General features: G+C 68.9%; 18 protein-coding genes and 1 pseudogene. 12 read left to right on the forward strand and 7 right to left on the reverse strand.

Annotated features, from left to right (window positions below; all coding sequences use genetic code 11):
- Positions 1-6 precede the first annotated feature (6 nt).
- Positions 7-2,397, forward strand: coding sequence for an ATP-binding cassette domain-containing protein (locus tag ACWDEX_RS30700; RefSeq protein WP_450467728.1), 2,391 nt, complete (start codon positions 7-9; stop codon positions 2,395-2,397).
- A 42-nt stretch (positions 2,398-2,439) separates the two neighbouring features.
- Here ACWDEX_RS30700 and ACWDEX_RS30705 read toward each other — a convergent pair.
- Both ACWDEX_RS30705 and ACWDEX_RS30710 read right to left on the reverse strand, forming a co-directional pair.
- Positions 2,440-3,203: pseudogene (locus ACWDEX_RS30705) on the reverse strand (class I SAM-dependent methyltransferase).
- An 89-nt stretch (positions 3,204-3,292) separates the two neighbouring features.
- Positions 3,293-4,369, reverse strand: a complete 1,077-nt coding sequence (locus ACWDEX_RS30710) for a fatty acid desaturase family protein (protein WP_450467729.1) — start codon at positions 4,367-4,369, stop codon at positions 3,293-3,295.
- Positions 4,370-4,685: 316 nt separating this feature from the next.
- Between ACWDEX_RS30710 and ACWDEX_RS30715 the strand changes: the two genes are divergently transcribed.
- Both ACWDEX_RS30715 and ACWDEX_RS30720 read left to right on the forward strand, forming a co-directional pair.
- Positions 4,686-5,498, forward strand: a complete 813-nt coding sequence (locus tag ACWDEX_RS30715) for an SAM-dependent methyltransferase (RefSeq protein WP_450467730.1) — start codon at positions 4,686-4,688, stop codon at positions 5,496-5,498.
- 267 nt (positions 5,499-5,765) lie between these two features.
- On the forward strand, positions 5,766-6,131 hold the full coding sequence (locus ACWDEX_RS30720) for an acetyl-CoA synthetase (protein WP_450467731.1): 366 nt from the start codon (positions 5,766-5,768) through the stop codon (positions 6,129-6,131).
- A gap of 52 nt (positions 6,132-6,183) precedes the next feature.
- Here ACWDEX_RS30720 and ACWDEX_RS30725 read toward each other — a convergent pair whose 3' ends face one another.
- Together ACWDEX_RS30725 and ACWDEX_RS30730 are read right to left on the reverse strand one after the other, a co-directional pair.
- On the reverse strand, positions 6,184-8,826 hold the full coding sequence (locus ACWDEX_RS30725) for a glycosyl hydrolase (protein WP_450467732.1): 2,643 nt from the start codon (positions 8,824-8,826) through the stop codon (positions 6,184-6,186).
- Between the two features lie 370 nt (positions 8,827-9,196).
- Entirely contained in the window at positions 9,197-9,775 is a 579-nt protein-coding gene (locus ACWDEX_RS30730) for a CGNR zinc finger domain-containing protein (RefSeq protein WP_450467733.1), read from the reverse strand.
- Between the two features lie 164 nt (positions 9,776-9,939).
- Between ACWDEX_RS30730 and ACWDEX_RS30735 the strand changes: the two genes are divergently transcribed.
- The 5 genes from ACWDEX_RS30735 to ACWDEX_RS30755 all read left to right on the forward strand — a co-directional run bounded on the left by ACWDEX_RS30735 (position 9,940) and on the right by ACWDEX_RS30755 (position 14,290).
- The gene (locus ACWDEX_RS30735) at positions 9,940-10,404 is read left to right on the forward strand and encodes a VOC family protein (protein WP_450467734.1); all 465 of its coding nucleotides are present in this window, start codon (positions 9,940-9,942) and stop codon (positions 10,402-10,404) included.
- A gap of 86 nt (positions 10,405-10,490) precedes the next feature.
- A complete protein-coding gene (locus tag ACWDEX_RS30740) occupies positions 10,491-11,420 on the forward strand; it encodes a pyridoxamine 5'-phosphate oxidase family protein (RefSeq protein ID WP_450467735.1) in 930 nt (309 codons plus the stop codon).
- Between the two features lie 74 nt (positions 11,421-11,494).
- Complete coding sequence (locus ACWDEX_RS30745; protein ID WP_450467736.1) at positions 11,495-11,686, forward strand: ferredoxin; 192 nt, start codon at positions 11,495-11,497, stop codon at positions 11,684-11,686.
- A gap of 5 nt (positions 11,687-11,691) precedes the next feature.
- Positions 11,692-12,894: an NAD(P)/FAD-dependent oxidoreductase gene (locus ACWDEX_RS30750; protein ID WP_450467737.1), complete on the forward strand. Its 1,203-nt coding sequence runs from the start codon at positions 11,692-11,694 to the stop codon at positions 12,892-12,894.
- A 232-nt stretch (positions 12,895-13,126) separates the two neighbouring features.
- Positions 13,127-14,290, forward strand: a complete 1,164-nt coding sequence (locus ACWDEX_RS30755; RefSeq protein ID WP_450467762.1) for a TIGR03118 family protein — start codon at positions 13,127-13,129, stop codon at positions 14,288-14,290.
- 101 nt (positions 14,291-14,391) lie between these two features.
- Here ACWDEX_RS30755 and pdxR read toward each other — a convergent pair whose 3' ends face one another.
- Positions 14,392-15,858, reverse strand: a complete 1,467-nt coding sequence (pdxR, locus tag ACWDEX_RS30760; protein WP_450467738.1) for a MocR-like pyridoxine biosynthesis transcription factor PdxR — start codon at positions 15,856-15,858, stop codon at positions 14,392-14,394.
- A gap of 115 nt (positions 15,859-15,973) precedes the next feature.
- On the opposite strand from pdxR, the gene ACWDEX_RS30765 reads away from it, so the two are divergent.
- Positions 15,974-16,591: a mycothiol-dependent nitroreductase Rv2466c family protein gene (locus tag ACWDEX_RS30765; RefSeq protein WP_450467739.1), complete on the forward strand. Its 618-nt coding sequence runs from the start codon at positions 15,974-15,976 to the stop codon at positions 16,589-16,591.
- 65 nt (positions 16,592-16,656) lie between these two features.
- Here ACWDEX_RS30765 and ACWDEX_RS30770 read toward each other — a convergent pair whose 3' ends face one another.
- The gene (locus ACWDEX_RS30770) at positions 16,657-17,259 is read right to left on the reverse strand and encodes an NADPH-dependent FMN reductase (protein WP_450467740.1); all 603 of its coding nucleotides are present in this window, start codon (positions 17,257-17,259) and stop codon (positions 16,657-16,659) included.
- Positions 17,260-17,371: 112 nt separating this feature from the next.
- Between ACWDEX_RS30770 and ACWDEX_RS30775 the strand changes: the two genes are divergently transcribed.
- From ACWDEX_RS30775 to ACWDEX_RS30785, 3 genes are all read left to right on the forward strand, one after another.
- A complete protein-coding gene (locus tag ACWDEX_RS30775; RefSeq protein WP_450467741.1) occupies positions 17,372-18,211 on the forward strand; it encodes a helix-turn-helix domain-containing protein in 840 nt (279 codons plus the stop codon).
- Between the two features lie 257 nt (positions 18,212-18,468).
- The gene (locus ACWDEX_RS30780) at positions 18,469-19,530 is read left to right on the forward strand and encodes a Dyp-type peroxidase (RefSeq protein WP_450467742.1); all 1,062 of its coding nucleotides are present in this window, start codon (positions 18,469-18,471) and stop codon (positions 19,528-19,530) included.
- Between the two features lie 18 nt (positions 19,531-19,548).
- Positions 19,549-20,391, forward strand: coding sequence for a family 1 encapsulin nanocompartment shell protein (locus ACWDEX_RS30785; RefSeq protein WP_450467743.1), 843 nt, complete (start codon positions 19,549-19,551; stop codon positions 20,389-20,391).
- Positions 20,392-20,522: 131 nt separating this feature from the next.
- Here ACWDEX_RS30785 and ACWDEX_RS30790 read toward each other — a convergent pair whose 3' ends face one another.
- Positions 20,523-20,666, reverse strand: a complete 144-nt coding sequence (locus ACWDEX_RS30790) for a hypothetical protein (RefSeq protein WP_450467744.1) — start codon at positions 20,664-20,666, stop codon at positions 20,523-20,525.
- Positions 20,667-21,236 lie beyond the last annotated feature (570 nt).

Here is a 21,236-nt window from a genome sequence, read left to right on the forward strand (position 1 = left end):
GACACGATGAGTTTGGCCACGACGACGGACACGCAGCCGCCCGCGCCGCACGTTGCCGACAGTCATGATCTGATCCGCGTGCACGGCGCGCGCGAGAACAACCTCAAGGACGTCAGCATCGAGATCCCGAAGCGCCGGCTGACGGTCTTCACCGGTGTGTCCGGCTCGGGCAAGAGCTCCCTGGTGTTCGGCACGATCGCTGCGGAGTCGCAGCGGCTGATCAACGAGACCTACAGTGCCTTCGTCCAGGGCTTCATGCCGACGCTGGCGCGGCCCGAGGTCGACGTACTCGAAGGGCTGACGACCGCGATCATCGTGGACCAGCAGCGGCTGGGTGCCGACCCCCGCTCCACGGTCGGCACCGCCACCGACGCCAACGCCATGCTGCGTATCCTCTTCAGCCGGCTCGGACAGCCGTACATCGGCTCGCCCAAGGCGTTCTCCTTCAACGTCGCCTCGATCAGCGGAGCGGGCGCCGTCACCTTCGAACGCGGCGGGAAGACCGTGAAGGAGCGGCGCGACTTCAGCATCACCGGCGGTATGTGTCCGCGCTGCGAAGGCCGGGGCAAGGTCACCGACATCGACCTCACCCAGCTCTTCGACGAGAGCAAGTCACTCAACGAGGGCGCGCTCACCATCCCCGGCTACAAGGCGGGCGGCTGGAACTACCGGCTCTACACAGAGTCCGGCTTCTACGACCCGGACAAGCCGATCCGCGACTACACCGAGAAGGAACTGCACGACTTCCTCCACCGCGAGCCGACCAGAATGAAGATCGCGGGCATCAACATGACCTACGAGGGACTGATCCTCCGGGTCCAGAAGTCGATGCTGTCCAAGGACAAGGAGGCGCTGCAGCCGCACATCAAGGCGTTCGTGGACCGGGCGGTCGCCTTCACTGCCTGCCCCGACTGCGACGGCACCCGGCTCAGCGAGGCGGCCCGGTCATCGAAGATCAAGGGGGTCAGTATCGCCGATGCGTGCGCGATGCAGATCAGCGACCTGGCCGACTGGGTCCGCAGCCTCGGTGCGCCGTCAGTAGCGCCGCTGCTCACCACGCTGCAGCACACCCTTGACTCGTTCGTGGAGATCGGTCTGGGCTACCTCTCGCTCGACCGGCCGTCGGGCACGCTGTCGGGTGGCGAGGCACAGCGCGTCAAGATGATCCGCCACCTCGGTTCCTCGCTCACCGACGTCACCTACGTCTTCGACGAGCCCACCACGGGACTGCACCCGCATGACATCCAGCGGATGAACGACCTGCTCCTGCGGCTGCGGGACAAGGGCAACACCGTGTTGGTCGTGGAGCACAAGCCGGAGGTGATCGCGATCGCCGACCACGTCGTCGACCTCGGTCCCGGCGCGGGGACGGCGGGCGGCACCGTCTGCTTCGAGGGCACCGTCGAGGGGCTGCGAGCCGCGGACACCGTTACCGGCCGCCACCTCGACGACCGGGCCGCGCTCAAGGAGACGGTGCGCAAGCCCACCGGCACGCTCGAGATCCGCGGTGCTGGGACGCACAACCTGCGCAGCGTCGACGTCGACGTTCCGCTCGGTGTGCTGACTGTCGTCACCGGTGTCGCCGGCTCCGGCAAGAGTTCGCTCGTGCACGGGTCGATCCCTGCCGGCGCGGGAGTGGTGTCGGTCGATCAGGGCGCGATCCGTGGCTCCCGGCGGAGCAACCCGGCGACGTACACGGGACTGCTCGACCCGATCCGCAAGGCGTTCGCGAAGGCTGGCGGTGTGAAGCCGGCGCTGTTCAGTGCCAACTCCGAGGGTGCCTGCGCCACCTGCAACGGCGCCGGTGTCATCTACACCGACCTGGCGATGGTGGCGGGCGTGGCCACCGTCTGCGAGGACTGCGAGGGGAAGCGGTTCCAGGCGTCGGTGCTGGAGTACCGCCTCGGCGGTCGCGACATCAGCGAGGTGCTGGCGATGTCGGTGACCGAGGCCGAGGAATTCTTCGGCGCAGGCGAGGCGCGGACACCGGCCGCGCACCGTATCCTCGGCCGGCTCGCCGACGTCGGGCTCGGCTACCTCAGCCTCGGCCAGCCGCTCACCACGCTGTCCGGCGGCGAAAGGCAGCGGCTCAAGCTGGCCACCCACATGGCCGAGAAGGGCGGCGTCTACGTCCTCGACGAGCCGACCGCCGGTCTGCATCTCGCCGACGTCGAGCAGTTGCTCGGCCTGCTCGACCGGCTTGTCGACTCCGGCAAGTCGGTCATCGTCGTCGAGCACCACCAGGCGGTCATGGCACACGCCGACTGGATCATCGACCTCGGCCCCGGAGCCGGTCACGACGGTGGCCGGATCGTCTTCGAAGGCACACCGGCCGACCTCGTCGCCGCCCGCTCCACTCTCACCGGCGAGCACCTCGCGGCGTACGTCGGCGCCTGACCGAGGCCTCGCGGAGTCCATCAGACGAGGCGGTGGTATCACCTACGTACCGGCGCGAGCCAGGAGCAGCGGCTGGAAGAAGCCTGTCTCCTGCGGCATCCGCCACACGGGACCGGCAAATCCCGCGTCGGCCACGAGACCGGTCAACCGGTCCTGACCGAGTGCCCAGTAGGTGGTCCGGCAACCTTGACGCGCCATTCTCCGCCTGCCGGCAGGAGCTGGAAGTGCTCGTTGTCGTAGTGCTCGCCGTCCTCGTGCCAGCGCCAGAGCTGGAAGGTGACGGTCCGTTCCCCGCCGTCCGCGGGCCGGTGGACCTGTGGTGGGGTCGAGGTGGGGCGGTTGCGCAGCAGGTCGTCGTAGGGGCGTGTGCTGATCAGCAGCAGGCCGGTGGGGCGCAGCACGCGGCGCATCTCCGTCAGGGCGGCGTGGACGTCCTGCTCCGTCAGAAGATGGGGCAGGGCGTTGTCGGCGCAGACCACGGCGTCGAACCGGGCCTCGGGAAACGGGAGACGTCGCATGTCGGCGGTGGCCGTGCGCAGCGTCACGTTCCGGTGGGCGGCCTCACGGGCGGCGCGGGCGACTGCGCGGGGGCTGAGATCCGTCCCGGTGACGTGGTGGCCGTGCAGGGCCAGGCCGATGGCCTGGGTGCCGATGCCGCAGGAGCAGTCGAGTACCGACGCGCGGTCCAGGCCCATCAGGGCGTCCAGGGCGTTTCCCTGGCGGCGTATGCCCGCATCCCAGTCTGCTTAGATCAGGTGGTAGTCGTCGGCCAGGTCGTCGTAAAAACGCGTCACCGAGGTCTCCATGGCGCGAGGCTACTGTGCCTGGTCCCCGAAGGGACCAGTGCCGTGCGCTTGTGCGGCGTGCCCGCGGTGCGGGGCACGCCGCACCGCCGTCAGGACGCCGTGCGCTGTCGCCTGATCGGTTCCCCCACCCGGTGCAGGTGTGTGAGGGCCTCGCGATAGGACTGGATCAGCCCGGTTTCGTGGTAGGGCACGCCGATCTCCGCGCAGTACTCGCGCACGATGACCTGGGCCTGCCGCAGATGGGGTGTGGGCATGCTCGGGAACAGGTGGTGTTCGATCTGATAGTTGAGCCCGCCGAGCATCACGTCGGTGAACCGGCCGCCGCGCACGTTACGGGAGGTGAGCACCTGGCGCCGCAGGAAGTCGGGTCGCTCGTCACCGCTCAACGTGGGCATGCCCTTGTGGTTCGGCGCGAAGGTGCAGCCGAGGTAGACGCCGAAGAGGCACTGGTGGACGGCGAGGAACGCCACCGCCTTGCCGGGGGAGAGCACCACGAACAGCGCGGACAGGTAGGCCACGATGTGCAGGAACAGCAGGGAACCCTCCAGCAGCCGGTTCTTCATCGACGGTGAGCGCAGTGCCCGCACGCTCGAGACGTGCAGGTTGAATCCCTCCAGCGTCAGCAGCGGGAAGAACAGCACCGCCTGGTGGCCACCGATGAGGCGGGCCGGACCGCGGCTGTTGCGGGCCTGGTCGGTGGACCACACGAGGATGTCCGGGGCGACATCGGGGTCGAGATCCTCGTGGTTGGGGTTGGCGTGGTGGCGGGTGTGCTTGTTCATCCACCAGCCGTAGCTCATGCCGATGCCGAGATTGCCGAAAAGCCTGCCCCATGTTTCGCTCGGCCGACGCCGTCGGAAGACCTGACGGTGTGCCAGATCATGAGCAGCCAAGGCGACCTGTCCGAAGGACAACGCGAGGAAGGCGGCGACCACGAGCTGCCACCAGGTGTCGCCGAGCGCGAAGAAGGTGCCCCAGCCCGCTGCCAGCAACGCGATCACCGCACCGAGCCGCACCGTGTAGTAACCGGGGCGTCGCTCCAGCAGACCGGCCTCGGTGATGCGTTGGGACAGTCTGGCGAAGTCGCTGCCGGCGCCGGAGCCGGACGTACGTGGACGGGCGGCAGGCGCTGTGGCTGCGACGGGAGTGTCGGTGGAAATCGTCATGCGTCGAGTCTCGGGATGGCCGTCCGGCCAGGACAGCCTGCCAGTCACCGTACGGGTGGGGGGCTGCCCGCATGCCGCAGCAGGGGGATGTCCCCACCCTGTGCTGATGACTTAGCCGGGTCAAGCGGATCATGGCGCTCGGCGGTACGGGCCGTGATGGTGTCGCCGGAAGGCCCTCGAGAGCCGTGAGGACCTCGACATCAGCGAGGAGTCGCGGAGCGGACGATTCCCGGGACATGGTGATCGCCGCGCGGCACAATGGCGGTGACTGCACCGATGAACCGTATGCATGACGAGACGAACCAGGAGCGCAGACGTGAGCGAGAGCCGCACCCCGTCGGCCGGGGCGCCGAGGCCGAACACCGGTGTGGCGCACAACGCCCGCGTGTGGAACTACTGGGTGGGTGGGAAGGACCACTACGAGGTCGACCAACAGGTTGGTGAGCAGGTGGCCGGGATGTTCCCGGTGATCCGCGAAGTCGCCCGCGCGGACCGCGAGTTCCTCGGGCGGGCGGTCCGCTTCCTGGCCGCCGAATGCGGGGTGCGCCAGTTCCTTGACATCGGCACCGGGCTTCCGACGGTCGACAACACCCACGAGACAGCGCAGCGGATCGCTCCCGCGTCGAAGGTCGTGTACGTGGACAACGACCCGATCGTCCTGGCCCACGCCCGATCCCTGCTCACCAGCTCTCCTGAGGGCGTCACCGACTACATCGACGCGGACGTGTGCGACCCGGACGTCATCATCGAACGTGCTGCCGTCACCCTGGACTTCGAACGGCCGGTCGCGGTCATGATGCTCGGCATCATGAACTTCGTCCTGGACACCGGCACCGCACGCGACATCGTCCGCTGTGTCATGGGCGCGGCCCCCTCCGGCAGCTTCCTGGCACTGACCCACCCCACCTTCGACGCCGACCTCGGCGGCGAGGGCAATGTTCCGGCCATGACGTTCTGGAATGAGAACGCCACCCCGCCGATCACCGCCCGCCCGCGCGCCGCGGTCGCTGCCTTCTTCGAAGGCCTTGAACTGGTGGAGCCAGGGCTGGTGCCCTGTTCGCAGTGGCGGCCCGACGCAGGCTCGCCCGCCGCCGTTCCTCAGTTCGGTGCCGTGGCCATGAAACCCTGATCCAAGGGGGCGCACGCCACCGGCTCCGGCGACTGTGTGAGTCCCCAGGCGAGGTCTGGTACTCGTACGAATGGGCCGGGAGGTGCTGGGATGCGGTGGTGGACCGCAGGGTGGATGGTCATCGGGGCGGTCGTCCTTTCGGCCTGTAGCACGTCGACGGGCGGTGGATCGGTGGGAGGGCCGCCCGGGAACAGTCCGGCCGGGCCGTCGACCGGTGCGCCGACGCGCCCCACCGCGACGGGGGGCCCGTCCGGCGAGGGCCCGCCGGTGCCGCCCACCACGCCCTTCGCGGTCGGCTGTGCCGCCGGGCATGCGGAGGTCATTGTCAGCCCCGGTACCGCGGTCGTCCAGCGGTTGTGCGTGCGGCCCGGGACCGTGGTGTCTCTCGTCCTCGAGCCCCGGATGGATGACAAGCGGTGGAGGTCCGTGCGGAGTTCAGCACCGGTTTTCGTTCTGCCGACGGGATGGCGGGTGGACGCGGACGGCAGCGCTCGCGCCTCGCTGAGATGCGCCGGCACCCGGGCCGGAACGGCCAAGGTCACCGTGCTGGCGAAGGCGCCCGACGTGGCGGGCGCGGCACGTGTCGCCTTCACGCTCGAAGTGACCGTGGTCCCGTACCCGCGGGAGGGGTGACCCCGAATACCGGGATCACCCCTCCGACTCGCTGTCGGTCAACGGGTGCGTCTCAGCCGAGGCTGCCGACCTTGATGGTGTAGATGCCACGGCCGTGGGTGGCCGCGTACAGGGCGCTGCCGTCCGGGCCGAGCTTCAGCTGGAGCACGGCGACGGCCGGGAGGTCGCCGACGCGCTGCCACGTCGTGCGGCCCGGTGCGCGGTAGACGACGCCGAGGTCGGTGGCGACGGCGAGGCCGCCGTTCGGCGTCACGACCGCGGAGCTGGTCGGTACGTCCGGGAGGTTCGCCGAGACGTCGTTCCAGGTGGTGCCGCCGTCCTTGGACTCGAAGACGTGACCGACGCCGGCGCCGGGCCCTTCGGTCCAGTGCCGGGAGAAGCCGTTGACCGCGAGGTAGACGTGGTCGGCGTTCTTGGGGTCGATGGCGAAGCCGCTGAGGTAGCGGTTGGGCACCGTCCCGGTGACCGGGAGGGTGATGTCGTGCCATCCGGTGCCGTCCGCGTTGCCGACGGAGATGCCGCGGGCGAAGCCCTTGATGTCGCAGGGCCCGCACCAGGCCGCGTACACCTTGCCGCCCGACGCCGCGACGGCGGTCGCCGTGCGGCCGGCGCCGAAGTCGTGCACGCTGGTCCATTCCGAGCCGCTGCGGATGGCGTAGCCGTGGGTCTGCACCCACACATGGCGGCCGCCGGCGACCCAGGTCGAGCTGTTCTTCATGTCGGCCGCGAGCGGGGCGATGAAGCGGGCCTCGCCGGTGTCGTTGTCGGCCGGAGCGACGTTGTACGACGTGATCTTGCTGGGGTCGGTGGTCCAGGAGCCGTCGTTGACGGCGCAGTTCTGGGTCACCTGGATGGCGAGGTAGACGTACTCCTCGGCGATGTTGCAGCCGTTGGCCGGGTCGGTGAGGGTGTCACCGCCGTCGCCGCCGAAGTTGGAGCCCATCACCTTGTCGTTGCTGCGCAGGATCGACTGACCGTTGTCCTGCAGGCCGCCGGTGACGGAGACACCACCGTGGGCCAGGTCCTTGCCGATGCCCACCGAGTAGTACTGGAGGGTGTCGATGGTGCCGTCATTGAGCGAGGTCCAGTCGGTGGCGTGCCCGGAGGAGTCCTGGGAGCCGTTGACCGGGCGCTTGTAGACACCGCCGTCGTTGCCCACGTACACATAGCTCTTGCCATGGTGGCGGCCGATGGCGACACCGTGCTGGTCGGAGTGGCTGGTCTGGTTGCAGTCACCCGTCTGCTTGGCGGGGTCGATGCTCCAGCAGTCGAAGCCGAAGTTCCAGTACGGGCCCACCGTCGACCAGGTGCTGCCGCCGTCCTTGCTCTCGTAGACCTCTTCGAGCCCCGCGTACACGTGCTGCGGGTCGCTCGGGTCGACCGTCAGGAACTGGTTGTACCAGGCCTGGATGCCGGGCATATAGCCGCTGTCGGTCAGTGCCGAGCCGGAGGCGGCCAGCCCCTTGTAGTCAGCGATCTTCGTCCACGGGCCCATGGGAGAACCGGACTTGGAGACGTAGATGCCCTCAAGGCCGGTGTCCGGGTTGGTCTCCATCTGCTCAGGCGACTGGTCGATCGCGTAGTAGCGCGAGCCGTCGGCGGAGCGGGCGAAGGTGACGTTGCCGACGCCGTCCGCGTCGTCCGGCAGATCACCCAGGCCACTGGTGATCCGCGTCCAGGTGCCCTTCACCTTGGTGTAGAAGCCGTTGTAGTCGTCACCGCTGCGCCAGCCGACGGCAAGGACCACCTTGGAGGGGTCCTTCGGGTCGATCGCAATGTCGTTGGCGATGTTCTTGTACGTGGCCGAAGGGTCCTTCCCCAGTGAACCGTTCGGCAGGTACTCGGGGTTGGGTGCGAACTCCAGCTTCCAGGCGCCGCTGAGCTGCTTCGTGGAGTGGCTCCACACGCCCTCACTGGTCGCCGCCCACACCCTGTCGCCGGCGAAGCGCAGTTGGTGAATGGTGGTGCTCTCCAACTCCTTGCCGCCGACCCGGCTGCGCGTGGAGAACGTGCCGTGGTGCGGCTCGGAAAGGAGGTAGACGCCGCTGCCCAGGTACGCGTCCGAGTTGGTCGTCGCCTCGCCTGTGCCCAGCCACAGCCGCCCGGCCCCGTCCAGCGCGAGCGCGCCGGTGGACTGCGTGGGCAGTTGGTCGCTGATGGGCTTCCAGTGGCCCCCACCGGTGTGCGATCGCCACACCCCGCCGCCCGCACTGCCCGCGTACACATAGCCGTCGTCATCGGCGGCCATCGCGGCCATCCGCCCGGTGACGTTGCCCGAGCCGCCGCTGGAGTTGGAGTCGTAGTCGCGGTAGCGCGAGTCATCGGAGTTGTACGGCAGATCGGTGACGTGCCGCCAGTTGCCGCCGGTGCCGGACAGACCGGTCAGGCTGCGCCAGGCCGCGCCGTACGCACCCGGCGCGACAACGCCGGGCGCGGTGCGAGCCTCGGCGTACTGGGCCGCGCCCTCGGCGATCTCCTCGGCCTCGTTGCCGTCGGATCCGTCGCCCGTCAGCGTCTTGGTGGTGACGCCCTTCGTCGACTGCGCATGTTCTGCGGCGAGTTGGTCGAGGGTGCGGACCCCGAAGGGGGTGCCACCCCCGCCCGGCGCGGCGCCCGCGGGTATCGTGACGAGTGCGGCGGACGCGGTGATGGCACAGATCGTGAGCCATCGTCTCTTACGGGTTGGTATTGACACCAGAACCTCCCAAACGGTCCTCGGCAGAGCCGTTGGAGGAGACCCGATCACGAACGGGTCAGTGCGTCCGGCGTTTGGGTAAATCTTTGACCAGAACCTGTCACCATCAGTGCTCGACGTGCTGCACGACGGTCGCGACGTGGTCAGCGAGACGGTGGACTATGGCGGGGAGCTGCGGGATTCCTCAACTGGGCGCTCTGCAACGCCGATTGATGGGCAGTGCATCGGCCGGGCCGAACTCTCCTGCCGTCACTGCGGATTCGGGACCCACCGGGCCGCGCACCCTGCCTCCATGCCATGGGCCGGCCGCCGCCCGGCTATCGGGTAGCGTCCGACCGATCTGAGCGGGCGCGTGTTTTCAGGCGTGCTCTCAAGCGGGATCGCTCCGCTGGCGGGTGTAGTGACGGGACGCCTTGGCGCGGTTGCCGCAGATCGCCATCGAGCACCAGCGGCGGGTGCCGTTCCTGGAGGTGTCGTAGAAGTGCAGGACGCAGTCACGGTGGGCGCAGCCGCGGATCCGGTCGGGTGCCTCGTCGAGCAGGGTCAGGTAGTTCTCCGCAGCGAGCCAACTGGGTAGTGCGGCGCTCTCATCGAGCTCCAGCGTGCGGTCCGGCCCGCCGGCGCCCAAAGTGAGCCGGAGTCGACCGTGCGCCAGGACGTCGTTGAACGCCTTCCGCGTGGCGTCGTCCACCTGGCCGTCGACCAGGTGGGCGATGGCCTCGCGTGCCGCTCGCAGCATGCGCAGTGTTGCCTCGTCCGCCCGGCAACGGTCGGCGAGACCCGCGCTGGAGAGCCAGATGGCCAGTCCGTCCACCGATGCCAGCAGGTCCTGAGGCTCGCCGTCGTGCACCCATCGGGTGTTGAGCAGGTCGAGTGCCAGGGGTTCGCCGATCAGCGGTCGTGGGTCCGTCGCGGGGGTGCTCTGGAGCGCCTGCTCTGTGGTCGTCATGTCTCGTGCCTCTTCCTGACTGAGTCTCCCGAATTCTACTGAGCGGATTCGGCTCTAACCAGCTAAAGCCCTTTGAGTGGTTGACGAGGCTCGAAGCTAACCCTTAAAGTAACTTTTACCGGTTAGTTCGGGAAGGGCCCGGACACCGTCCCCGGAGGTTTGTGATGACAACGGCCACTGCCCTGAAGACGCTTCAGACCGGACACATCGGGCTGAACGTGACGGACCTGGACCGCTCGCGCGACTTCTACCAGCAGGTTTTCGGCTTCGAGGTCCTGTCGGAGGGCAAGGAGGGAGAGCAGCGCTGGGCCTTCCTCGGTCGTCAGGGCAAGCTGCTGGTGACCCTCTGGCAGCAGAGTGAGGGTGGCTTCGCCGCCGACCGGGCGGGCTTGCACCATCTGTCGTTCCAGGTCGACACCATCGAGGAGGTCCGGTCCGCCGAGCAGGTGCTGCGCGGGCTGAACGCGACCTTCGCCTACGACGGCGTAGTCCCGCACGGCGAGGGCGCCGCCTCGGGCGGGATCTTCTTCACCGACCCCGACGGGATCCGGCTGGAGATCTATGCCCCGACCGGTGCCGACGCCGCCCCCGCTCCCGGCGGCGCGGCGCCCACCTGCGGCTTTTTCTAAGAACCGAGCGTCGGGCCGATCGTCACGGGGCGATCGGCCCGGTATCCGAGTGACATCACCGAACAGCAGTCCGGAAGGGGCGACAGATGGCAACGACCTATCACTCCGGCGAGGCCGCCGTGCAGCAGCGGGCCGGCCTGGCGCAAGAGGCCGACTCCTCCCGCAGGGCCATCAGGGACACGATCCCGCCCGTCGCTGCCGAATTCCTCGCCGAGCAGCCCCTGGTGGTGATCGGAGGCACCGACCACGACGGCCGGATCTGGTCGACGATGCTCACCGGACCGGCCGGCTTCCTACGGGTGCCGGACGAACGCACACTGTCCATAGCGGCACTGCCCGGACCGGGTGATCCGCTGTCGGAACTGCTCGCCGGGCCGGCCAAGGTAGGGACGATCGCGATCGAGCCGGCCACCCGCCGCCGGATGCGGATGAACGGCATCGCGCGGCCGGACGACGACGGGCTGAGGGTCCGTCTCGACCAGGTCATCGCCAACTGCCCCAAATATCTCCAGAAGCGAGCTCTCACGGTACCGGCAGCCGGTGCCGGACCAGCCGGGAAAACCATCGTGAACCGGCGGGCCTACCTCACCGCGGCCCAGCAGTCGCAGGTCGAGGCGGCTGACACCTTCTTCGTGGCCACCGCCGACGACGACGGCAACGCCGACTCCTCGCACCGGGGCGGCAACCCCGGATTCCTGAAGGTGCTCTCTCCCACCCGGCTGTGCTGGCCCGACTACGTCGGCAACGCCATGTTCCTGACGCTCGGCAACCTGACGGTCAACCCCAGGGCGGGGCTGCTGATCCCGGACTGGGAATCCGGCTCGTTCCTGCACCTGACCGGAACCGCCTGGATCGACTGGGACCCGCAGCACGCGGCTCGGATCCCGGGCGCACAGCGGTTGGTGGAGTTCGACATCGCCGAGGTCGTGGAGGTCACCGCGGCCAGCCCGCTGCGCTGGGGCCCACCCGCCTACTCGCGCTTCAATCCGGCTGTCCAGAGCGCCCAGGCGAGCTGACCCGCCCCGCCGCCCTAAGCCCCCCCTTTTCACTGACCCGCCCCTTACTCCTGACCCCTGAGAGGAACGCTGCCGTGAACATCAAGGTTGACATGGACCTGTGCGACAGCCATGGCCAGTGCGTCTTTGCGGCCCCCGAGGTGTTCTCCTTCGACGATGAGGACTACCTGGTCTACGACGCGACGCCCGACGACCGTCATCGCGAGGCGGTCCTCAAGGCGGTCGCGGCCTGCCCGGTGCGGGCCATCCAGATCCTCAAGGACTGATCGCGGTGCACAGTCCGGACACCTCAGGCATCGTCGTGGTGGGGGCCTCGCTGGCCGGCCTGCGGGCGTGCGAAGCGCTCCGCTCCCGCGGTTACTGGGGACGGCTCACCCTCGTGGGTGATGAGCCGCACGTTCCGTACGACCGACCACCACTCTCCAAAGCTCTCCTCGCCGGAACCACCGACCCAGAGGCACTCAAGTTCCCGCTCGATGCGGGTCTCGGTATTCAACTGCGGCTCGGCGTACCGGCAGTACGACTCGACCTCGCCGCTCGGGAGGTCGAACTGGCCGACTCCACCCGACTGCCCTTCGACGGCCTGGTGATCGCCACCGGCTCATCCGCCCGTACCTGGCCCGATGACACGCCACCCGGAGTGCATGTCCTGCGCGGGAGGGACGACGCGCTCGCGCTGCGCGCCGAACTTGACGCCGAGGCACGACTGGTGGTCGTCGGAGGGGGCTTCATCGGTAGCGAGGTGGCCGCCACCGCGCGGCAACTCGGTGCCCACGTCACCTTGATCGAAGCCGAAGCCCAGCCACTGCGGCGGGCGATGGGAGAGGCGGCAGGCCGCTTCCTGTCCCGGATCCACACGGCTGCCGGGGTCGACCTCAGGACCGGAACCACGGTCAACGGCTTCACCGGAACCGACCGCCTGACCGGGATCGCCCTTTCCGACGGGTCCTGGATCGAAGCGACCGTCGCCGTCGTCGCCCTCGGCGCCGTACCCAACACGCGCTGGCTGGACGACTCGGGTCTCCTGCTCGATCGGGGAGTGGTCTGCGACGCGTACTGCCGGGCCCTGCTGGCTGACGGCAGCCCCGCACCCGCCGTGGTGGCGGCCGGGGACGTGGCCCGATGGCCGCACCCCTTCGCTGACGGCGACACGGTCGCGCTCGGCCACTGGAGCAACGCGGTCGAGCAGGCCGAGGCCGCCGCCGACACACTCACCGCCCAGGAGGCCGGACCGCACCGTTACCTGCCGATCCCGTCCTTCTGGTCCGACCAGTACGACGTCAGGTTCCGCTCGGTGGGCCTGCCGTCCCTGGCCGACGAGGCGCGAGTGCTGGAGAGCGAGTCAGCCGACCGCCGCCTGGAGGTGGCCTACTACCGCCAGGGCCGACTGATCGGTGCACTGACCGCCAACCGGATCGGTCGCATAGCCACCTACCGAAGCCGCCTGGCCGCTGAACTGTCCGCCGGTCAATAAGGAAGCACGTACTCATGCCCGTCGGGCCCCGCCGCCTCCGCTCGGGATGCGCTTCATCAGCCGGATGGTGGGCCGGGCATTCCTGTCCGTGAACGCGCCCCCTTCAGGGGAAGCTCAGGGGCCAAGCGAGCGACTTGGCACCGATGCACCCCAGGCACCTCGGCATGCTGGATATCCATGGGTTCCGTCGATCTCATCAGTACCGGCGGAGGAATTCCATATGGCACAGCAGATGTCGAACCGTCGCCCTCGGGCTACGATCCGGCGACTCTCGGCGGTAGCGACGGCGCTTGGCGTCTTCGCGACCGTCAGCACAGGGTCGTCCATCGCCGCAGGGCGGACAACACCCATTCCACCACGCGCGGACCACGGCTTCACCGAGACCAATCTCGTGTCCGACCTTCCGGGTCGAGCGCAGGTGACCGACCCGAACCTGGTCAACCCTTGGGGCCTGTCCATCCGCAAGGGGGTGCTGTGGGTCTCGGACAACGGTTCCAACAAGGCGACGAACTACACAGGAGCCACCCCTGGGAAGCCGGTGCGCGTTCTGTCGCGTGTGGTCTCGATCCCGCCGGCGGGCGCTCCGACCGGCAACGTCCGCAATGACACCAACGCCTTCAGGTTCAGCGGCTTCGGCAAGGCCAGCACCGCCCAGATCATCTTCTCGGGCGAAGAGGGCGACCTCTTCGCGTGGAGCCCGAAGGTGTCCCAGACGAACGCTGTCCGGGTGGCCCACACCGAGACCGGCGGCCTCACGTCGGTCTACAAGGGCCTGACCGTGATCCCCTCCATCCACACACGAGCGGGCGGCCAGAGCCACGGTACGAGTGAGCCGGAGTTGCTTGCCGCGAACTTCCGCTTCGCCCGCATCGACGTCTTCGACGGAAAGTTCCGGCTCAAGCCGTCGAACGGGCGCTTCACCGACCCGAACATCCCGGCGGGCTTCGCGCCCTTCAACGTCAAGCGGTTCGGCAATTCGGTCGTCGTGACCTACGCCAAGCAGCTTCCGCCCGACAACCACGACGACCAGGCCGGTCCCGGTAACGGGTTCGTCGACGTCTTCAGCCTGGACGGGCGCCTGGTCAAGCGCCTGGCAAGCAGAGGCGTGCTCAATTCGCCATGGGGCCTGGAGCTGGCCCCCGCCCGCTTCGGGAAGTTCTCCGGCGACCTGCTCGTCGGCAGCTTCGGCGACGGCACCATTCACGCCTTCAACCTGCGTACCGGCAGATTCGAAGGCACCGTGAGCGACAGAAACGGCAACGCGATCGTGATCCCCGGGGTGTGGGGACTGCAGCGCGGCACCCGGCAGGTGGGCGGGGCGGACGCACTCTGGTTCGCCGCCGGCATCGAGGACGAGCAACATGGCCTTCTCGGTGTTCTGCGAGCCAACCAGTGACGGGCTGACCGCCAAGACGGTGTGAGCGCAGGTCCCGGCTTCGTGCCGGGACCTACGCCACTCCCGGACGGGCCTCACGTCGTAACCCGGCCCGCCGGTGATCAGCGGGGCGGGGTCGGGAAACAGCTAGCGAGGAGGCGAAGGCCGTCGGTGATGTCGGCGGTGGCGATGGCGCCGTAGCCGAGGACCAGGCCGGGCTGAGGCGGCCGATCCTCGGTGCAGTAGACAGCCAGGCTTTCGACCGCGACGCCCGAGGCGCGGGCTCTGTCCCGCACGGCGTCGATGTCAACGGCCGCGTCCGGCTTGAGCCTTGTGGCCAGATGCAGGCCGGCTGCGGAGGGCACCGTGTCGAGCCAGTCGGCGAAGTCGGTGCGCAGCGCCACCTCGATGTGATCGCGCCGTTCGGCGTAGACGCGGGTGGCCCGCCGGACGTGCCGCGACAGCTCGCCGGAGTCGATGAAGCGGGCGAGGGCCGCCTGCCCGACATGTTCGCCGTGCCAGTCGGTGAGCTGCCTGGCCGAGCACAGTGCCGTTCGCAGGGAGGCCGGCGCGATGAGGAAGCCGAGCCGCAGCATCGGCAGCAGGGTCTTGGAGAACGTGCCCACGTAGATCACCCGGCCGGTGCGGTCGAGGCTCTGGAGGGGCTCCAGGGGGCGGTCGCCGTAGCGGAACTCGCTGTCGTAGTCGTCCTCGACGATCACGGCACCATGACGCGAGGCCCAGGCGAGCAGTGCCGCTCGCCGCGCCGGTGACATCCGCAGGCCCAGCGGGAACTGGTGGGAAGGAGTGACGTACACCAGCCGGGCGGTGGCCGGGAGCGCGCTGACGACCAGGCCCTCGTCGTCCACGGGTACCGTCACGACCCTGGCGCCCTGCGAGCGGAACAGCAACCGGGCCGCCGGATAGCCGGGTTCCTCGACGGCGACGACATCGCCTGGTTCGATCACGACGCGGCCGATGAGGTCGAGCGCCTGCTGGGCGCCCTGCGTGATCAGCACGTCCTCGGCACGGGCGCGGACGGACCGGGAGACCCCGATATAGCGGGCGACGGCCTCGCGCAGGCCGACGTGCCCGGCTGCTTCGGCGTACCCGGCACTGGTACGGAGCGCGGAGGCCCGCAGCTCCCCGGCGACCAGGCGACGCCATGTGCCGAGGGGGAACAGGCCGGGGTCGGGCGTGCCGACGCGGAAGTCGTAAGCGGACGGCGGGCCGGCTGTGGCCGGGGTGACGGCCTGCCAGATCGCACGGGCCTGTACGCCGCGTCCGGGTGGTGAGGCCTCGAGGCGAGACCGGGGTCGAGCTACCGGTGGCGTGACCGGCTCGGTACCGACGAAGGTACCGGCCCCGACGCGGGCGACGACGAAGCCCTCCGCCGCCAGCCGGTCGTAGGCGACCGAGACCGTGTTGCGGGAGACGGCGAGTCGGCGGGCGAACTCCCGGGTGGGCGGAAGGCGCTCCCCCGGACGCAGCCGACCGTCCACTATCGCGTCACGTAGCTGACGGTAGATACGGGAGGCGAGGTCGCCCGGGCCCGCGAGCGAGACATGCACATCCACGGCAGGTTCCACGGCAGGACCCTACATTGGCCCATTCGTTCGACGGGAAATTGGTTCTTCTGCGAGCCAATCTGCGAGCGTTGAATGGTTTCGCACGAGCGTAAAGAGCGATCGAGGAGTTCCCCCGGTGACAGTTATCGACATGTGGTTCGACCCGAAGTGCCCCTGGGCGTGGAACGCCTCGCGATGGCTGCTAGAGGTGGAGCAGGTCCGCGATGTCGACGTGCGCTTCCACGTGATGAGTCTGTGGCTGCTCAACGAGGGCCGAGAGGACCTGGAGGAGTGGTACGAGAGCTGGCTGGGCGACACGCTGGGCCCGGTCCGGGTACTCATCGCCGCCGAGCAGAAGTACGGCACGCCCGTACTGCGCGACCTCTACACGGCAATCGGCAACCGAATCCACCACGAGAAGGCGACGATCGGTCCCGCGCTGTACGCCGACGCCCTGGCGGAGGTGGGCCTGGCCGGGGAACTCGCGGACGCGGCCGAGACCACGGACCTGGACGAGGCCCTGCGCGTCAGCCACCGCGCAGGCCTCGATGCGGTCGGCGAGGACCTGGGCACCCCGGCCCTCCATGTCACGGGACCCGACGGCACACGCCACGCCTTCTTCGGGCCCGTGATCAGCCGCGTACCTCGTGGCGACGTGGCCGGCCGGCTCTGGGACGGCGTGGTGAACGTCGCCGCGACCCCCGGGTTCTTCGAACTCAAGCGCGGCCGCACCGAGTCACCCCGGGCGGTCTGAGCGGCCGGGGCTGATGCCGGGGGAGAATCCGGGTACCGTCATCCCGGCCGCGGGACGGAGTCCTGTCAGGCCGGGTACGGGGTCGCTTCGCGTGCCGTGCTCAGTGCGGCGGACCACCAGGCGAGTTGGTCCAGCAGTGTCTTGGCGTACCCGGATGCCTCGGGGTCGAGAGGCTGCCCGTCCTGCCATGCGGTGAAGTAGTTCGGGAACGCCAGACCGTCGCGGATGGTCACCGCGTGCAGTTCGGTCAGGACGTTCTCCAAGTGGAGGACGGCATGACGACCTCCGGCTGCACCGCCATAGCTGACGAAGGCCACGGGCTTGGCCGTCCACTGGGTGAAGTGCCAGTCGATGGCGGCCTTCAAGGAGGCGGGGTAGCTGTGGTTGTACTCCGGCGTGACGAAGATGAACGCCTCCGCTTCCTCCAGACGGGACGTCAGCGGCGCCATGGCTTCGGGGCGCGGATAGGCGTCGCCGGCGAACTTCGGCGACACCGCCGGCAACGACAGCGGGATCTCGAAGTCGGCGAGGTCGACGACCTCGATATCGAACCCACCGTGCAGGCGCGCCTGCTCGGCGAGCCAGGAGGCGACGACGGGCCCGAACCGGCCCTCGCGGACGCTCCCGACGACGATGACCAGCTTGTGCTTCTTCTGCTTCTCGTTCATGTGCTTCACAGTCCACTGCTGCGAGAGCGATAACCAGGCCGGGCGCAGGCTAGCCCTCACAGGGCCATCCTGGGGCATTCGAACGCACCCGCACTCTCACTAGAGTGTGGCCATGAGCACGCCACTGGGCGATTTCGTCCGCGCCAAGCGCGACAGCATCCAGCCCGAGTCGTTCGGGCTTCCCGACCGCGGCCGCCGACGCTCCCCGGGGCTGCGACGCTCAGACCTGGCGACGCGCGCCGGGATCAGCGTCGAGTACCTCACTCGCATCGAGCAGGGACGGGACCGCAATCCGTCCCCTGCCGTGGTCAACGCTCTCGCCGACGCCTTGAGCCTGGATGCCGCCGAACGCGACCATCTGCGCTACCTCGCCAAAATCACCGGTGGCTCCTGCGCCGGGCACAGGCGGCCGGTGCCTCCCAGCCGCCACGTCCGCCCCGCCGTGCTCACGACCCTCCAACTTCTCGAGCCCGCTGCCGCGTTCGTCACCAACCGCGTCGGCGACGTACTCGCGCACACCAGCGGGTTCGAGTTGGTGATGCGTGGAAGCGGGCTGTTGGAGAGTCAGGAACCCAACCTGACACGCTATGTGTTCACCGATCCGCGGGCCCGGACGTTCTTCGCCGACTGGGACCAGGTGGCCGACGAGCAGGCCTTCGACCTGTGGCTCGGACCATCCGCGGAGGTCTTCGAGTGGTTCACCGCCGAGCTCGCCCCCCTCGCCGGGCAGGAGTTCACCCGGCGGCTCAACCGTCACCTTCCTCCGCCACAGGTCCCGCTCAGGCTCAACCACCCCAGCGCGCACGAGCTGCGGTGGCAGCGAGAACGGCTGGAGCTGCCACGCGCCGACGCGCAGGAGCTGGTCGTCCTCCTGCCCGCCGACGAGACGACGGCGCAGGCCATGGAGAGTCTGCGCCGCCAACCCGGCGGCATCCTTCGCGCGATCGGCTGACGCGGCCCAGCAGCACGACGCCGGATGCCCTGTCGTATGTGGCCGACAGGGCACCAAGCGGTGGCGAGCACTGAGGTTGCGGCATACGGTGAAGAGAGCACCCCCGCGGGGCCCTCGATGTGATCAGCGCCTGTGCGCGAGTTCGGGCCCGCACGAGGCCGGAGGCGGCATCGCCGTCCTCACACATGTGCGTCGCTGCTCGGGTACACCTCCTTGCCGTTGTTGCCCGTCCGTCACCGCCAGAAGAGGTGCGTCGCATGCGTGCACACTCCCAGGAGCCGGTGCCCCAGTCGGTGCTGTCCCCGCTGACGCGCGCGGCCATCTTCCTGGTCGTGACGGCTGATCAGGGCGGCGAGCCGGTCGTACGGCAGGTTCTGTCGGACCTGACCGGGCTGCAGCGTGCCGTCGGCTTCCGGGCGATGCCGGAGGGGAAGCTGAGCGTGGTCGTGGGTATCGGCTCGGAGGCGTGGGATCGACTGTTCACCGGTCCCCGCCCGGCGGACCTGCATCGCTTCCGTGAACTGGCAGGAGCCCGGCATCGCGCGGTCTCGACGCCCGGTGACCTGCTGTTCCACATCCGCGCGACTCGTCTGGACCTCTGCTTCGCGTTGGGTGCCGAGATCATGGACCGGCTCCGCGGCGTCGTCACCGTGCGTGACGAGGTGCATGGGTTCAAGTACCTCGACACGCGTGACCTGCTCGGGTTCGTGGACGGCACGGAGAACCCGACGGGACCGGCGGCGGGCGCGGCGGTTCTGATCGGCGACGAGGACCCCCCGTTCAGTGGAGGCAGCTATGTGATCGTGCAGAAGTACCTGCACGATCTCGACGCGTGGAACGCGCTTCCGGTCGAGGCGCAGGAAATGGTGATCGGCCGCGGGAAACTGTCCGACATCGAGCTCGACGACGCCGTCAAGCCGCCTGACTCCCACGTGGCGCTGACCATGATCGAGGACCCGGACGGGACGAAGCACGAGATCCTGCGCGACAACATGCCGTTCGGCACCATAGGCAAGGGTGAGTTCGGCACCTACTTCATCGGCTACGCCCGCACACCGACCGTGACGGAGCGGATGCTGGAGCGCATGTTCCTGGGCGCGTCGCCGGCCTCGCACGACCGGATCCTGGACTTCTCCACCCCAGTGACGGGGTCACTGTTCTACGTGCCCACCAGCGACTTTCTGGACAACCTACCCGATCCACCGGCCGCCCCCGAGAGCGAGGAGACCGATGGCACCCACGAGGCCGACGCCGTGCCCGCGGCGGTCCGGTTCTCGGCTGCGGACGGCTCCCTGGGGATCGGTGACCTGAGGCTGTGACAGAAGGCGAGCATCGCGATGGACAATCTGCACCGTGAACTGGCGCCCATCTCCGCCGCAGCGTGGGCCGATCTGGAGAACGAGGCGCGGCGTACGTTCACGCGGCACGTCGCGGCTCGCCGGATCGTCGACGTGCCCGAGCCCGGTGGTCTTGAACTGGCGGGTGTGGGGAGCGGGCACCTGCAGGACGTGGAGGCACCGGCCGAAGGCGTCGTCGCTCGCGTGCGCCGGTTCCAGCCGCTGGTCGAGCTGCGTGTGCCGTTCACCGTCGACCGGCAGCAGGTCGACGATGTGGCCCGAGGCGCCAAGGACGCGGACTGGCAGGCGGTCAAGGACGCCGCCCGGAAGATGGCCGTTGCCGAAGACCGTGCGGTGTTCGAGGGTTACGCGGCCGCGGGCATCTCAGGCCTGCGAGAGAGTTCGTCCAACTCCGCCCTGTTGTTGCCGGCTGAGGTGCGCGCTTACCCGGATGTCGTCAGCAAGGCCTTGACCGCGCTGCGGCTCGCCGGTGTCGGCGGCCCGTACGCGCTGGCGCTGAGCGCCGAGGCGTACACCGCTGTCAGCGAGACGTCCGACTACGGGTACCCGATCATCAATCACATCGCGCGGGTCCTGGACGGCGACATCGTCTGGGCGCCCGCCATCGACGGCGCCTTCCTGCTGTCGAAACGGGGCGGCGACTACGAACTGCGCCTCGGCCAGGACGTGTCCGTCGGGTACCTGTCGCATGACGAGCACAGCATCCGGCTGTACTTCCAGGAAACGCTGACCTTCCTCGTGTACACCAGCGAAGCCGTCGTGCACGTGGAGGTGGAGCCGCCATGGCCGATGGACGTGGAACCGTTGGACGCCGAGACATGAAGTCCTGACCGGGGCCGCAGCGCACCCGCGCACCTGGCCGGCCGGCCCTCCCCGGTCAGGAGGCATCCACGCGACCGTGCGGCATCCACGCGACCGTGCGGCGGGACCACCGATCTCGTAAGGCTTGGTCTTCACGCGGATCCCGACTGCTCGGGGACGGTGTCCTCTGGCGGCGGTGGGGATTGAGGCGGAGGGAACAGGAGGTCTTCCAGGGCGTCCATCGCGAACATGAGCAGCATCAGTGCTACGGGGAGGAGCAGGGCTATGACGATCACGTGGCCTCCCGAGGGAGTGGTGATCAGGCCTGTGGTGTGTATGGCGACTGGGCCGGTTTCAGCATGCGGCCGGATGGGTGACCGCGCACACCGGAGCGCGGTGACGTGTAGGCCGTTCGGGTGGCGTGTGGCCGTCCGGATGCGCGTCCGGGTGCTCCGGGTGATCCTGGGCCACGGGACGGTCGGCCTCCAGCGCCCCCATGACGGAGGCCGACCGTGCCAAGCATCGTGACACCGGGGCGGGGTGCTGCCGACGCTACCGCCGGATCCGCTCGGAAGCAGGCTTACCGCGGTCCACGGGAAAACGGACCTGGTGTTCGCCCCCTGTGTGGGCACACACCGCCCCGCCCACCCGAGGCGGTTCGTGGACGCGTTTCGTCACTCTGACAGCACTCCTTGCCGAGCCGTTCGCAGCGGTCGGCCGATCTCCGGGTGCCGGTGCGTCGCAACGCCGGCTTGGCCCGGGCATGACTGTCCGAGGGGCAGAGCTGTTCGGCAGGGGCCATCAGAGTGGTTCGCGGCACCAGAGGATCAGACCCGCACCGCTGGTGGAATACGGCTCGGGGCAGC

The sequence above is a fragment of the Streptomyces sp. NPDC001020 genome (assembly GCF_053599115.1).